At 56.3% G+C, this 12585-nt stretch carries 15 protein-coding genes; 5 read left to right on the plus strand and 10 right to left on the minus strand.

Annotated features, from left to right (window positions below):
• Positions 1–28: 28 nt before the first annotated feature.
• The 4 genes from ACR0BF_RS15380 to ACR0BF_RS15395 all read right to left on the minus strand — a co-directional run bounded on the left by ACR0BF_RS15380 (position 29) and on the right by ACR0BF_RS15395 (position 3948).
• Complete coding sequence (locus ACR0BF_RS15380) at positions 29–1411, minus strand: adenylate/guanylate cyclase domain-containing protein (protein ID WP_480625255.1); 1383 nt, start codon at positions 1409–1411, stop codon at positions 29–31.
• 139 nt (positions 1412–1550) lie between these two features.
• On the minus strand, positions 1551–2654 hold the full coding sequence (locus ACR0BF_RS15385; protein WP_209505001.1) for a site-specific DNA-methyltransferase: 1104 nt from the start codon (positions 2652–2654) through the stop codon (positions 1551–1553).
• 107 nt (positions 2655–2761) lie between these two features.
• A complete protein-coding gene (locus ACR0BF_RS15390; protein WP_480606324.1) occupies positions 2762–3379 on the minus strand; it encodes a ribonuclease HII in 618 nt (205 codons plus the stop codon).
• 110 nt (positions 3380–3489) lie between these two features.
• A complete protein-coding gene (locus ACR0BF_RS15395; protein ID WP_480517879.1) occupies positions 3490–3948 on the minus strand; it encodes a hypothetical protein in 459 nt (152 codons plus the stop codon).
• A gap of 176 nt (positions 3949–4124) precedes the next feature.
• On the opposite strand from ACR0BF_RS15395, the gene ACR0BF_RS15400 reads away from it, so the two are divergent.
• From ACR0BF_RS15400 to ACR0BF_RS15410, 3 genes are all read left to right on the plus strand, one after another.
• A complete protein-coding gene (locus ACR0BF_RS15400; RefSeq protein ID WP_480517881.1) occupies positions 4125–4412 on the plus strand; it encodes a hypothetical protein in 288 nt (95 codons plus the stop codon).
• On the plus strand, positions 4384–5085 hold the full coding sequence (locus tag ACR0BF_RS15405; protein ID WP_267365085.1) for a winged helix-turn-helix domain-containing protein: 702 nt from the start codon (positions 4384–4386) through the stop codon (positions 5083–5085). The genes ACR0BF_RS15400 and ACR0BF_RS15405 overlap by 29 nt, the downstream gene beginning before the upstream one ends.
• A 104-nt stretch (positions 5086–5189) precedes the next feature.
• Positions 5190–6764, plus strand: a complete 1575-nt coding sequence (locus ACR0BF_RS15410; protein WP_480625256.1) for a DUF427 domain-containing protein — start codon at positions 5190–5192, stop codon at positions 6762–6764.
• A gap of 76 nt (positions 6765–6840) precedes the next feature.
• On the opposite strand, the gene ACR0BF_RS15415 is transcribed toward ACR0BF_RS15410, so the two are convergent.
• The 6 genes from ACR0BF_RS15415 to ACR0BF_RS15440 all read right to left on the minus strand — a co-directional run bounded on the left by ACR0BF_RS15415 (position 6841) and on the right by ACR0BF_RS15440 (position 10531).
• The gene (locus ACR0BF_RS15415) at positions 6841–7635 is read right to left on the minus strand and encodes a DUF1217 domain-containing protein (RefSeq protein ID WP_480606330.1); all 795 of its coding nucleotides are present in this window, start codon (positions 7633–7635) and stop codon (positions 6841–6843) included.
• The gene (gene flbT / locus ACR0BF_RS15420) at positions 7632–8033 is read right to left on the minus strand and encodes a flagellar biosynthesis repressor FlbT (protein WP_480625257.1); all 402 of its coding nucleotides are present in this window, start codon (positions 8031–8033) and stop codon (positions 7632–7634) included. Before flbT ends, ACR0BF_RS15415 begins: the two co-directional genes overlap by 4 nt.
• A complete protein-coding gene (gene flaF, locus ACR0BF_RS15425; protein ID WP_480517887.1) occupies positions 8033–8407 on the minus strand; it encodes a flagellar biosynthesis regulator FlaF in 375 nt (124 codons plus the stop codon). Before flaF ends, flbT begins: the two co-directional genes overlap by 1 nt.
• A 77-nt stretch (positions 8408–8484) precedes the next feature.
• Positions 8485–9696, minus strand: a complete 1212-nt coding sequence (locus ACR0BF_RS15430) for a flagellin N-terminal helical domain-containing protein (protein ID WP_480625258.1) — start codon at positions 9694–9696, stop codon at positions 8485–8487.
• 210 nt (positions 9697–9906) lie between these two features.
• Entirely contained in the window at positions 9907–10266 is a 360-nt protein-coding gene (locus tag ACR0BF_RS15435) for a flagellar biosynthesis protein FlgN (RefSeq protein WP_480606339.1), read from the minus strand.
• Positions 10256–10531: a rod-binding protein gene (locus ACR0BF_RS15440; protein ID WP_480517891.1), complete on the minus strand. Its 276-nt coding sequence runs from the start codon at positions 10529–10531 to the stop codon at positions 10256–10258. Before ACR0BF_RS15440 ends, ACR0BF_RS15435 begins: the two co-directional genes overlap by 11 nt.
• 110 nt (positions 10532–10641) lie before the next feature.
• Here ACR0BF_RS15440 and ACR0BF_RS15445 point away from each other — a divergent pair, with 110 nt between their 5' ends.
• Both ACR0BF_RS15445 and ACR0BF_RS15450 read left to right on the plus strand, forming a co-directional pair.
• Positions 10642–11886 (plus strand): flagellar hook-length control protein FliK, encoded by a 1245-nt coding sequence (locus ACR0BF_RS15445; protein ID WP_480625259.1) that lies wholly within the window; start codon positions 10642–10644, stop codon positions 11884–11886.
• 3 nt (positions 11887–11889) lie between these two features.
• Positions 11890–12552, plus strand: a complete 663-nt coding sequence (locus ACR0BF_RS15450; RefSeq protein ID WP_480625260.1) for a flagellar hook capping FlgD N-terminal domain-containing protein — start codon at positions 11890–11892, stop codon at positions 12550–12552.
• Positions 12553–12585 lie beyond the last annotated feature (33 nt).

Consider the following 12585-nt stretch of genomic DNA (forward strand, 5'->3'; position numbering starts at 1 on the left):
GGTGCTGTTCTGGTGGGGTGTACGGTCCTCAGCCTTTCATCACCCAGATATCCATCGGTGTTTCCACGCCGCGCACGGATTGATCGGTAAGCTCTGCAAAACCAGTCATGGCGACCGACGCTGACTGGTTTTCCTCTGCAATCCGCACGCGCACGGCATCACTGACCACGATACGCGCCTGTAAATCACGCGTCAGCGCCTCGAGCTTGGCTGCGACGTTGACGGCATTCCCGATGACAGCAAATTCAAGCCGGTTCGCACCAATGTCGCCCAATACGACCGAGCCATAATGCACCCCAATCCCGACGCGGATTTCAGGCTCTCCCGCCCGGCGGCGTTCCAGATTCCATCGATCAATCACGCTGACCATCGCGCGTGCGCATCCCAGCGCGTTGCTTGCATCCAGCGGCGTGGGCACCGGGGTGCCAAAGGTCGCCATCAGACCATCCCCCAGATACTTGTCTAGGGTTCCGTGGTGGCGAAAAACCTCGGTCTCCATGCGGGCGTGAAAGCCTCGCAGCACTTCGATCACATCATAGGGGTCACACCCGGCCGCGTATTTTGTAAACCCGACGATGTCGATGAACAGAACGGCCACATTCTCTTTTCGGACCCGTTTCAGCGGCTCGTCATTCTGACTCAGCTCCTCTACCACGTTGGGCGAGAAATAGCGTGACAAGTTGGCCCGTTCCCGTTCCAGCCCTGCGTTGCTCATCAATAGCCGGTTCAGCCGCTGCATCGAAAGGCCCAAAGTCACGGCCACCATCATGAACACGGTCACCTGCTGGATGCGCTGAGGCGCCATGAAACTGTTCGGATCCAGAAGCTCGGCAACATCCGGGTAGCCTTGCAGGGCGGCAGCAACTTTTTCGCTGATCCCCGGAATAGGCGTTGCGACCCACGACGCAACGATCCAACCGATCGTCCACATAATCGCCGTCCAGGTTCCGATGGCGATCACGGTCCGCCAGGAATAAGCCAACGTGCCTGCGGCCAGAATGACGAAGAAGTACTGAAAGTTGTCGAACCGGTATTGCATGGCCAATGGCCTGACATCATCGCTGAAGGGATTGGGCACGATCATCCCGAGCGTCATGATCAGCAGGTCGACGAAAATCAAAAACAACTCGCCCCGCGATTGCCCGACACGACCTGCACGGCGGATCAACCACCCGTTGCCGCAGATCAGCAGCAGAATGAAGTGATACCAAAGCACCTCCCATTGCGGGTTCAGAAAAATGAGCAGCACCGCAGTCAGCGCCATCGCCACCCATCGCGCACGCACAGCCAGTTCCAGACCCTCGCGCTTGTGCCGTTCCAACGCAGCCTCGGTATATTTGTTGTCCAGATCAAACGCATCGGGCTGGGTGAAAAACAGGCTTCGGCGGGGCTGTGCGGTCGTCTCGGTCATGGCCGTGGTCTTTCTTGCAGAGGCTTGGCAGCCTTATGCAATCACTGTTGAAGGCAAAACAAAAGACCCCGCCGATTGATCGGCGGGGCAAGGCATAGTGCCATGTGTCAGGCCACAGGCACCGGCGGTGTTCGTGAATTCAATTGTGCATTTCTGCGCGGATCTGTTGCCGCAGGATGTCAATCGGTACGGTCTTGCCGTCCCGTTTGAAGCACCAGTATGTCCAGCCGTTGCAGGACGGTGCGTTTTCCAGATGCGCGCCGACCTGATGGATTGACCCTTTGACATTGTCACCCACCAGCGTTCCGTCCGCACGCACCTTCGCCTTGTGACGTTGGTTCATGGAATAGAGCTCTTCACCCGGGCGCAACATTCCGCGTTCGACCAGCTGACCGAATGGCACGCGTGGCTCGGCACGTTTGCTGGCACTGACTTCCAGAGCTTCGCGATCAAACTTGCGGACCTTGGCGATGCGTTTTTCAGCCACCTTGCGATAGCTTTCCTCTCGCTCGATACCAATGAACTCGCGCCCCAACATCTTGGCGACGGCCCCGGTGGTTCCGGTACCAAAGAACGGGTCCAGCACCACATCGCCGGGGTTGGTCGAGCCGACCAGCACGCGGTGCAACAGCGATTCCGGTTTTTGCGTCGGATGCGCCTTGTCGCCGTTTTCGTCCTTCAGGCGCTCATGCCCGGTGCAGATCGGCAGCACCCAGTCGCTGCGCATCTGCACACCTTCGTTCAGAGCTTTCAGCGCCTCATAGTTGAAGGTGTATTTCGCGCCTTCGCGCTTGGACGCCCAGATCATTGTTTCATGCGCATTGGTGAACCGCTTGCCGCGGAAATTCGGCATCGGGTTCGACTTACGCCACACAACGTCGTTCAGGATCCAGTATCCGGCATCCTGCAGCGCTGACCCCACGCGGAAAATGTTGTGATAAGACCCGATCACCCAGATCGCACCATTGGGTTTCAGCAGACGATGCGCCGCCTTCAGCCATTCGCGCGTAAACTGGTCATACGCTCCAAAACTTGCGAACTGATCCCAGTGATCATCCACCGCATCGACCTGCGAATTATCCGGACGATGCAACTGACCTTTCAATTGCAGGTTATACGGCGGGTCCGCAAAAATCAGATCCACGGACGCCTCGGGTAGACTGTTCATCACATCGATGCAGTCCCCGGAGAGAATCGTGTTTAAAGGGAGCGCTTTTGCGCCCTTTTTGGTGGTTGTTGTCATATCACTGCCTCAAGTGTCCACGGCGCTTTTGCGCTCATTTGGTTGAGACAAGGATGAGTCAAAGTCGATTCGCCGTCAAATTCTTTTTTGAATCAGCAACTTACGATTTACTCTTGATACAAGATATTGTGCACCGGTTTGAACGAACGCCTATGGTGTGGGGTCACGCCAAGATTTCGCAGCGCTTCCTTGTGTTGTTTTGACGGATAGCCCGCGTTGGTTTCCCACCCATAACCCGGATGCTGTTGCGCTAAATCCACCATCACCTGATCGCGCCAGTTTTTCGCCAGGATCGAAGCAGCCGCGATCGACACCGATCGTGCATCGCCCTTCACAACGGCCTGTGACGGAATTCTCAGACCCTGCGGTATCAGGTTGCCATCAATCAGCACAAAATCAGGTGCCGGGGTCAACGCCTCCACCGCGCGCATCATCGCCAAGTGCGACGCCCTCAGAATATTGACCTCATCAATTTCGGCGACAGAAGCTTCGGCTGCCGCGAACTCAGCAGTGTTTCGAATCTCAGCGTCCAGCGCAGCCCGGCGTTTTGCGGTCAGCTTTTTTGAGTCATTCAGGCCATCAGGAAAGTGCTGCGGGTTCAGAATCACGGCGGCAGCCACAACCGGCCCGGCCAATGGGCCGCGCCCGACCTCATCCACGCCGGCGATACGGATGTGGCCCATGTCCAGCAGCGCCTGCTCAAGTTCGAAGTTTGGCATTGTCATTCCCTTGGAAAACCGCGTTTCGCGTAGCACCGCAAGAAGAAAAGAGAGGACGGCCCACACCACCCTCTCTCTCACGGCACTTCTTTGGCACCGTTCCTGCTCAACCCAAACTACTGATAAACGACGCGGTATCCCTTCTGGCGCAGGCATGCAGGTTCATAGGCCTGCCTGACCTTTTTGCCATTCCAGAAACCGACCTTGCACTCTTGCGGCAGGCTATTGGCATGTTTGTAATGTTTCTCGAGACATTTCGGCCCAAGCAGCGGATGATCCTGCGAATACCCATCATAGGTGCGCAGGCAGCGCTGGGGCAGGTCGTAACGCGCCACATGCGGCGGCAACGGGCGCACTGGCTGCGCCACATATGGTGTATGGGAATAGGTCTGTTGACGCGTCGCCCGGTCCTTTTTCTTTTCCTTGTTATAGTAATGAACACCGGCACCGATAATTGCGATGGCCGCCAGCCCCCCAAGAATGTCCTTTGCGTCGGCCGCCTTCGCCTGAGAAGCTGAAACACCGGTAATCGCAACTGCGGTTGCAATGATCAAAGCGATGAATTTCTTATGCATGATGCCTGTCCTTTCGGATGTTCGTGCGACCGTATGACGGACCGCGTGCTGATTGCCCTGAAAGTGGGGGCACCTGCCCCAGACAAGCAATAACGGCCCGGTGTTATCGGATATCAGGGGCCGCAAACCCCTTGGGTTATTGAATATCGCGACAACTCATGCGCAGGATGCGGCCTATGAAACAGATCCTCTCTTCTCTGACCTTTGCGGCCCTGTTATCGCTTGGTTCTGCTGCGACAGCGGCAGATTGTTATGCGGACTACAAAGCCAAGAAGGACAACCCGCTGCGTTTGCATTACGGCGTCATGCAGGTCACAAACTGCGACAAGGGGCAGGCCCGGGCAGAAATCGCCCAGCGCCTGGGCGCATCAGGTTGGACCTTGCTTGAAGTGCAGTCCGTTTTCGGGCCGGAAGGGTTGGATCAGAGGAAAGGCAATGCCGGACAATTCTATCTCCGTTTCTGATGCACGCCGGTCGGGTGTCCGCCTGGTTGTGCTGGGCATCGCGGCCATTGTCGTCATTCTGATCACCGCTGCCGTTTTCCTGTTCTGGACCTTGCCGGACGCAAATGCGTTCAACGCTCGTGTCGAACGGCTGTTTGTCGAGGCCGATCTGACGTCACAGACCGAGATTCGCCTGCTTGAAATTCTGGCCCAATCGGGCACCGCCTTTGCTGACACCCTGTCCAGTTACCGGATGGTGATCTATGTGTTGCTGGTTTTTGCCAGCGCGATGATGATCTCGGCGTTGGTCTTTCTGGTGATGCTGGTCTTGTTGAACCGGCGCATGGCGCAGATCGAACGTACCGGCATTCAGGTGACGTCGCTGCTGATCAGTCGCGAAGAAAACACTGTCTACCTTAACAACATGGATTTCAAACTGACACCCGCCGCCATGGAAACCCTGTCGATTCTGGCGGAATCCCGGTTGGATGACGAGGTGTTGTCCGGCGCCCAGATCGAGGCCATGATTTCCGGTCGCGATGCTGCCGATTGTGACGAAGCCGCTGGCGCAACACGGATCAAACGGTTGCGCGATGCGCTTGGCAACCAGATGGTTAGCGAACTGCTGGTCAAGAATATTGCCAAGAAGGGGTACATGCTGTCGATCGAGAAGGACGTCATTCAAATGGTCTGATGTTTTGACGCGTCGCTTGCACCCGGTAAATTCCCGTTGCAGCCTCTTGGAATGTCAGATGGAAAGCCCCATTCTAAACAAACCCCAGGCAGAGGAGGTCGCTTATGAACGTCCACGCCGCGCCACAGATGAATGGATATGGAATCTCGGTTGAGCCGCTGGATGGCAGGATTGCCATTTACCGGAACGACATTCTTTTGGCTGAAAGCACAAATGCAAAGGTGATGTATGAAACGCGTTTGCCGCCAACGATTTACGTTCCCCGCGCAGATGTATGTGTGGATCTGAGCGAAGAAACAGACCTGCAAACATTCTGCCCGTTCAAAGGCACCGCCACTTACCACGACATCCAACTGGCCTCGGGGCCTCTGACCAATTCCGTCTGGGCTTATGAACAAGCCCTGCCGGAAAGCGCGGATATCCGGGGATGTATCGGGTTTGTGTCCGGCGCCTACACCCGGATTGACCTGGGGGACAATCGCCTGCGCGAGCCGGACGACGGCAATATCAGCGGACCTCTGATCGACTGGCTGATGCGCGGTGCTTCGGCCGCGACCACTCCCGAAAGCTTTACCAAGGCATTGGCCGAGAAGATGCTGGAGCACGGCATTGCCATCCAGCGGCTGAGCATTCTGGCATGGTCCTTGCACCCCCTAATCGCGGGCAAACACTATATCTGGGAAAAGGATCAGGACGAGATTCTGACCCGCGCCCCAACCTACGAAATCTATGATCACCCGGCTTTCATCAACAGCCCGTTGCGCCATGTCTCGAACGGGTTAGGCGGCGTACGGCAAAGGCTGAACGACGATAACCCGCATAACAGCTTCCCGATCATGGAGGAGTTGCGGGCCAAGGGTGCCACCGACTATGTCGCGATGCCGTTGCCCTTCTCTGACGGGCGAACCAACGTTCTGACGCTGACCTGTGACCACCCCAACGGCTTCACCACCGAGAATCTGGGCCTTGTGTTCGAATGCTCCTCGGTGATCGCCCGCTTTTACGAAGTGTTCATGCAACGCGAGAATGCGCAGGTTTTGCTGGAAACATATGTTGGAAAACGCTCTGGCGCACGCGTTCTGGGGGGCGAGATCCGGCGCGGTGACGGGGATGAGATCGACGCGGCAATCATGTTCTGTGACCTCCGCAACTCGACGAGCCTCGAAGAGAAACTGGGTCGGGGCACGTATATCAGTGTTTTGAACGAGTTTTTTGAAACCGTCTCGGGTATCGTTCACGAGAACGAAGGCGAAGTTTTGAAATTCATTGGTGACGCTGTTCTGGCGGTATTCCCGGCAACCGATGAAAACGCCAGCGCGGCCCGTGCCAACGCACAGCGCTCGGCAATCAATATCGTCGAAACATTGGGTGAGTTGCGCAAAGCAGGTACCGGCTTGCATTGCGACTGTTCGATTGGCGTGGCTTATGGGCGCGTCACTTATGGCAATGTGGGCTCTCGTGAACGTCTTGATTTTACAGTTATTGGACAAGCGGCCAACATAGCCGCGCGGTTGGGCGAATATGGGAAAACCGAAGGGCATCGCATAGTCGTTTCCGAAGATATCGAGCCTGCCTGTTCCAACGCCTTGCCATTGGGCGCGGTCAACCTGCACAACGTGTCTCGACCCGTTGTATGCTACGCTTTGCACACCACGGCCGACGAGATTTTGAACGGTTAACATGTGGTTTGTGCAGGTTAAACGAGAGACGTCGGATACTTGATTGCGGCCCGGACTTTTGCCCCGCGTCTTCTGATCACACAGCCCCAAGCAAGATCAAAGCGGTCTGCGCTGGCGATATCGTACTCTGAAGACCCGCGATTTGACTTCTGGCCAGATAGGTGTCGGTCAGTTTCTCAACTGCTTTCTGGTCCGAAAACTGTGCCAGATCATCCGATCCAGTCAGATGGAATAGCCGGCTTTTGAACTCGACCAATTGTTTGTCGATATCCAGTTGGGCGAATGACTGCGGTAGCCCAAGTGCCGTTTCCATCATTTTGCGCAGCGGGGGCAATCCCATAAGATCGAACCATTTCGTATCTGTACTGCTTCCGCTTTTCGCCAGATCAGACAGCTCACGCTGGGCATAGAGCGAAATACGCATCGTCTCATCCGACTGTCCGACCGCAACCTCAAACCGCGCAGACAGATTGGCCTGGGCTATCTTTTCCATATTGGTAACCAGCACCGTTTTTCGAACAGCCCCCGGGCCAAACCCGAAAGCATCCGAAAATTCCCGGTACCGTTTATCTGCCAAACGATTGGACAAAGCGTCCTCCGCCTGTGTTCCATCCTCCAGAATTTTCCGGATAAAGAACCGGTTGTCCACATCCGCCTCCAACCCAAAGGCACCCAAAGCGACCTGCAACAATCTGCGGTTCGAAACCAACTGTTCGGCGGTCTTCACTTTCCCAATGTTGTCCAGGAAATACTTCGTCTCCCTCTCATTCACTGCCGAAGACGAGAAACTTTGAAACTGACCTTGATAAGTACGTTGCAGAAACCGCCAGCCGACGATCCCGCCAGTGGGGATGACCGGTTGAAAGCTCATTGCTGATAGGCCATCAACCGTTCTTCGCGCGGAAGAAGCGAGCGAAGTGACTTGAGGCATTTATAGTATTGCTCGGCCACCAGCGCGTCTGTTGCCTCGGACAACACACGGCGGCTGTCTGTATCTGTAAAAACCTGGCTCAGCTCTTCCACGCTGCGCAACAGGTGTTGACGTGCCCGAACCGGATCCATGTCTCCGGACAGAACAAGCTGTGCGGCATAGCAGACACGGCGCACTGGAGTATTTACTTCATCCGGATGTATCGCATCGCGCAGCCGCAGGACATTGGCCTGCGGCGTCATGATTGAAAACCGGCCACGGCGGTCGCCGTTTTCAATCACAACACCATTGATCAGCACCCTTTCCTTCGGGGCGAGTTTCAGAACCAGCCCGCTCATCACGTTGCCCTCATCTGGCGCAATCCGCGCAAAATCGCCGTGTTTATTTCAAGCAATGGTTCGATGGACGCGCCGTCCGCTAAAATGCGGCTGCTGTGCAGTTCCGTAAACTCGGCAAGGTAGAAGATCCTGGCGCGAACATCGTTTGGCAACGCGTTTGCCGAATCCGCGACACCTGTTGCCAACACGCCCCATAACCGGCGGTTCTCGTGAACGGCTTGAACAAACGCTGAGAAATCCGTTGCCTTGCGTGCAGTAGCCGCCTTGAGACGCCGCGTAATCCTGGAAATTGCCTCATATTCAGTGTCACGGGGCGTTCGCGTCGGCGCGGCGGCTTGCGCATAAGTGTATTGAGCGAGGGTTTGCGGGGTCACTTGAATTCCTTCCAAAAAGCCGTCGTCAGGTGGTCACGACCGGGGCGCGATAACCGCGCCCCGGACCGCGTCGCGTATTAGCGGAACAGCGACAGGATCGACTGCGGCGCCTGGTTGGCGATCGAGAGCGACTGTGTTGCCAGCTGCTGCTGTACCTGAAGGGCCTGCAAACGCGCCGAGGTTTCTTCCATGTCAGCGTCGACCAGCGCGCCGATACCGGATTTGAACGAGTCAGAGAGATTCGAAATGAACTCTTTCTGAGTCTCGATACGACCCTGCGCCGAGCCAAAGGCGGCCGAAGCATCAATCGACGTATCGATAAGCGATTCGACAGCCGCCAACGCAGCGGTTGCCCCCGCACCTGTCGACACATCAATACCTGCCAGCGCACCAAGCCCACCGGCACCCGCATTCACGAACTGAGCCGAGAACGAAATATCAGATCCTGTGCCGTTTGTTACCGACAACGTACCCGCAGTGCCGGAGTCGTAATCGACGGTCAGACCGGTAATTCCAAGCTCTTCGATCTTCGATTTCAATCCGACAGCAACAAGGTCACCGGTCGTCGTCGCGGCAGCATCTTCCGCAGAAACGGTATAGGACACAACCTGATCGTTAATGGCGACGACAACCTTATCTCCGGCAGCGAATGCGCCACTGGATTCATCGGTAACCAACGCCGTCGCAGCCGTTGCACCATTGTCAATGGTTGCCCCCACGCGGTCGTTGCCGGTCGATGCACCGGTAGAGCCGTCGAAAACCTGTTTGGTGACATACCCACCGGTCGACAGGTTCTGCCCCGAGACCGAGATTGACGACGCAGTCACCGCCCCGGTGTTGTCACGATCCAGCGATGCAAGGATCGAGGCAGAGCCGGTCGAGCCGTCAACAAGGTTCAGACCGTTGAACTGGGCAGCGCTGACAACCGATGCGATCTGATCCTTCAGTGCGGTCACATCGTCATTGATCTTACCGCGATCAACGTTGTCTTCCTGCGCCGCGACGATCTTGCTTTTCATCTGAGTCAACAGGTCGGTGACGGTTTCAGACGCATTTCGCGCAACAGCTACTGTCGATTCGCCCAGCGCGAGGCTGTCTTTGATCGCGTTGAAGCCCTTGACGTCGGATTCCATCACTTTCGAGATCGCCCAAACCGCCGAGTTGTCCTTGGCTGTCGCGACGTCCTTACCGGTCGAAATCGCGTTCAGGGTCATTGCCAGGTTCTTGTTGACCGACTTGAGAGTTTGCAGCGCAACCATCGCGCCATTGTTTGTCAGAATGCTGGACATAGCTTTTATCCTTTTGCCTTCGGGTCATTTTCGCCCATGTTCACCCCACAGTATCTGCGGGCATTGGTGTCTTTCTGACTTGTGCGACGCGCCGCGTGGCTGTTCGCGCCACCTGATGCTTCCAGGTGCAGCATCACTTTTGAGCCCGATCCCCTAACGGAGTGCTAAAACGCCCGAACCAGAAGTTTCAGATTTGAATCAAACCCAGGCCTATGCGCGCTTTTCCAGCTTTGCCGTGTTACGAACGGGAAATTCACTTCGTTGCCCATCCGCGCCGTAAGCGCTGAATTCCTGCCGAACCCGCCGCAGTTCGGCCATGCGGCTGGCCACGGCCCGAATCCCGTCGGCGGCACTGTTCAGCAATGCCTGATTGCGTTCGACTTTCTGCTGCACCCGCATGAGTGCATCGCTGTTCAGCACCTGAAGGTCGTTGATCGCGCCAATCAGTTTTTCTTTTTCCGGCACCATATGCGTCAGACGATCCAGATCACCCTGGACAAGCGCCGCACGCTCCAGATCCAGAACTTCTTCCAGAGATTTGATCAGTGCCATGTCGACCTCAGACGTCATCGGTTTTCTCCATCAAAGATTTCAGCAGAATTTCTGATAAGCCCACTCCGCCAGCCCGGGCCAGTTGCCGGGCCTGATGCTGAACTAGAAACGAAGAGAACTGGTCTTCACCGGCCCCGCCACCAAAGGACTGGCGCGTTTTGCCCAATCCGGCGGACTTCATCATTTCGCTGAGGAATGCGGCCTCCAATTCGATGGCCGCTTCTTTTAGTCGGGTCTGGGTCAAGGGCGTTTGAACCGCCTGGGGAAATGTCGAAACCTGCATGGTATTCTCCGAAAATGCTTCGAACTTTCTCGATCAAAGGTGAAAGCGGTTAAAATAAACGTAACTTCCTGCGGGCAGAGTTCTGATCAGTCACACGGAGCCAGAGCAAAATGCCCAACCCACTAACGCTGGCGACCGCAGCGCCAACAGCAACTGCGAAACCCAATTCGCCCGCAAAAGAACCGGGTCGTGCTGCCGGGGTGGGCAGTTTCGAGGACATCCTTGAACAGGGAAACGAAACAAGTCCCGCCACTGACAATACGGTTTTGGACGCTTCTATCGAAACCACCGACGAAACTGCCGAGATTGAGGTGGAGGCCATTCTGCCAAACACGGCTGAGGCATCTGTCGTGGCGATTTCACCTCGGGCACCAGAGTTGGCAGATAACATTTCACCGCAGACCGAAATTGTCGGAACGTTTGAAACGCCTACGGCGAATACGGTGCATCCCGCGCCGTTTATACCTGCTAGGGCGGATATCCCCGCAACGGGCACGACAGAACCGGAACAAACCGTTGCGTCAACGGGTTTACCCCGTCAGACCGACATTCAACCCTTTGTGCACGGACAACCAACCGAAAGGCAGGTTCACGCCGCTTCGACCCAGGTCGTGCCTGCCCAAAAACCCACAGAGGCTTTGCCTGTTTTGGGCCAGCCACCCCAATCTAAGGACCAGACAACCGGGGTGAAAACCGAACCGCTCCTTGAAAGCACAAAGGCGGCGCCCGAGACAGCAGAAGTCGTTGCCACGCCCAAGCCGACAAATCCAAACCGCGCGACACCGGTTGCGCAGCTTCAACTGATCCTCAACTCAATCGAAGCGGAACAGGCGGCACCGGCGCAGGAGGTTGACTCGGGGTCCATCGCCTTAGACGAACCCGTTCAGCAAGCCCCCCGCGAGGTGGCACAACACACGGCGATGCCCTCTCCGTCCGCCCGTGCTGAAATTGCTCGTGCTATAGCCGGGCAATTGGCGGCAACGATTCAGACCCGACCGGGAACCAGCATCATGGAAATCTCGCTAAGCCCCGAAGAACTGGGGCGTGTATCCATTGTGCTGAACGGTAGGGATGACGGGCTCCAGATGACAATCGCCACCGAACGCCCGGACACGATGGAACTTATACGCCGCCACCTGTCCGTTCTTACGGAGGAGTTTCAGAAACTGGGCTATGGAAACCTGAACATCGATCTGGGGACTCCGTCGGATTCAGGTGCACGGGATAAACCGGCAAATGAATTCGACGCTCAGGCCACACCGGAATCCGAACTGGTTCGGAACGTACACCTCGCGCAAGCCACGCCACATCCACAAACTCCTGCTCCGGTCAGGGGCATCGATATGAGATATTGAAAGATGATCACACCCGTCACTGCCACACAGGCTGCCACATCTCAGCAAACTGCCGGTCCGTCCCGAAGTTCTGCGATCACTTCGGATTTCGAAACGTTTCTGTTGATGCTGACCGCGCAAGCCCAGAATCAGGACCCGCTGGAGCCGATGGACTCAACCGAATACGCATCGCAACTTGCGCAGTTTTCGATGGTTGAACAACAGGTTCAAACCAATGACCTGCTTTCCGCCCTGACCAGCACGCTTGGCAGTGTCAATCTGAACGACCTTGCAAGCTGGGTCGGAATGGACGTCAGATCTGCCGCGGGTTATCATTTCAACAGCCAGCCAGTGACCCTGTTTTCGCGCGCGGATTCTGACGCGGACGCAACCAAACTGGTGATCCGTGATCATGAAGGCACAGTTGTCGACACGGTTTCTGTTGCCACAACGGCGACGGAGTTTGCTTGGGCAGGTGTAAGTTCCTCGGGTGATCCGATGGCTGCTGGCAACTACACCGCGACGCTTGAAAGCTACAAGAATGACCGGCTGATTTCCGAGAAACCCGTCGCTGCCTATAACCGCGTCGTCGAGGCGCAGGTGGGAGAGGATGCTGTTCTGCTGACCCTGCAAGGCGGTCAGGTGATTCCCGCAGATCTGGTCACGGCTGTTCGAACGGGCGCTTGATCTGTTGGGCTGGACGGGCCAAAGGTTGGCAAC

Source organism: Ruegeria sp. AG7 (assembly GCF_056541545.1).

Bases quoted from the DNA above. Each gene is read 5' to 3' on its own strand.
- ACR0BF_RS15435 (WP_480606339.1), bottom strand. From the start codon at position 10,266: ATGACGTCTGAGGTCGACATGGCACTGATCAAATCTCTGGAAGAAGTT.
- ACR0BF_RS15385 (WP_209505001.1), bottom strand. From the start codon at position 2,654: ATGACAACAACCACCAAAAAGGGCGCAAAAGCGCTCCCTTTAAACACG.
- ACR0BF_RS15395 (WP_480517879.1), bottom strand. From the start codon at position 3,948: ATGCATAAGAAATTCATCGCTTTGATCATTGCAACCGCAGTTGCGATT.
- ACR0BF_RS15410 (WP_480625256.1), top strand. From the start codon at position 5,190: ATGAACGTCCACGCCGCGCCACAGATGAATGGATATGGAATCTCGGTT.
- ACR0BF_RS15380 (WP_480625255.1), bottom strand. From the start codon at position 1,411: ATGACCGAGACGACCGCACAGCCCCGCCGAAGCCTGTTTTTCACCCAG.
- flbT (WP_480625257.1), bottom strand. From the start codon at position 8,033: ATGAGCGGGCTGGTTCTGAAACTCGCCCCGAAGGAAAGGGTGCTGATC.
- ACR0BF_RS15440 (WP_480517891.1), bottom strand. From the start codon at position 10,531: ATGCAGGTTTCGACATTTCCCCAGGCGGTTCAAACGCCCTTGACCCAG.
- ACR0BF_RS15405 (WP_267365085.1), top strand. From the start codon at position 4,384: ATGCCGGACAATTCTATCTCCGTTTCTGATGCACGCCGGTCGGGTGTC.
- ACR0BF_RS15400 (WP_480517881.1), top strand. From the start codon at position 4,125: ATGAAACAGATCCTCTCTTCTCTGACCTTTGCGGCCCTGTTATCGCTT.
- ACR0BF_RS15390 (WP_480606324.1), bottom strand. From the start codon at position 3,379: ATGACAATGCCAAACTTCGAACTTGAGCAGGCGCTGCTGGACATGGGC.
- ACR0BF_RS15415 (WP_480606330.1), bottom strand. From the start codon at position 7,635: ATGAGCTTTCAACCGGTCATCCCCACTGGCGGGATCGTCGGCTGGCGG.
- ACR0BF_RS15430 (WP_480625258.1), bottom strand. From the start codon at position 9,696: ATGTCCAGCATTCTGACAAACAATGGCGCGATGGTTGCGCTGCAAACT.
- ACR0BF_RS15445 (WP_480625259.1), top strand. From the start codon at position 10,642: ATGCCCAACCCACTAACGCTGGCGACCGCAGCGCCAACAGCAACTGCG.
- ACR0BF_RS15450 (WP_480625260.1), top strand. From the start codon at position 11,890: ATGATCACACCCGTCACTGCCACACAGGCTGCCACATCTCAGCAAACT.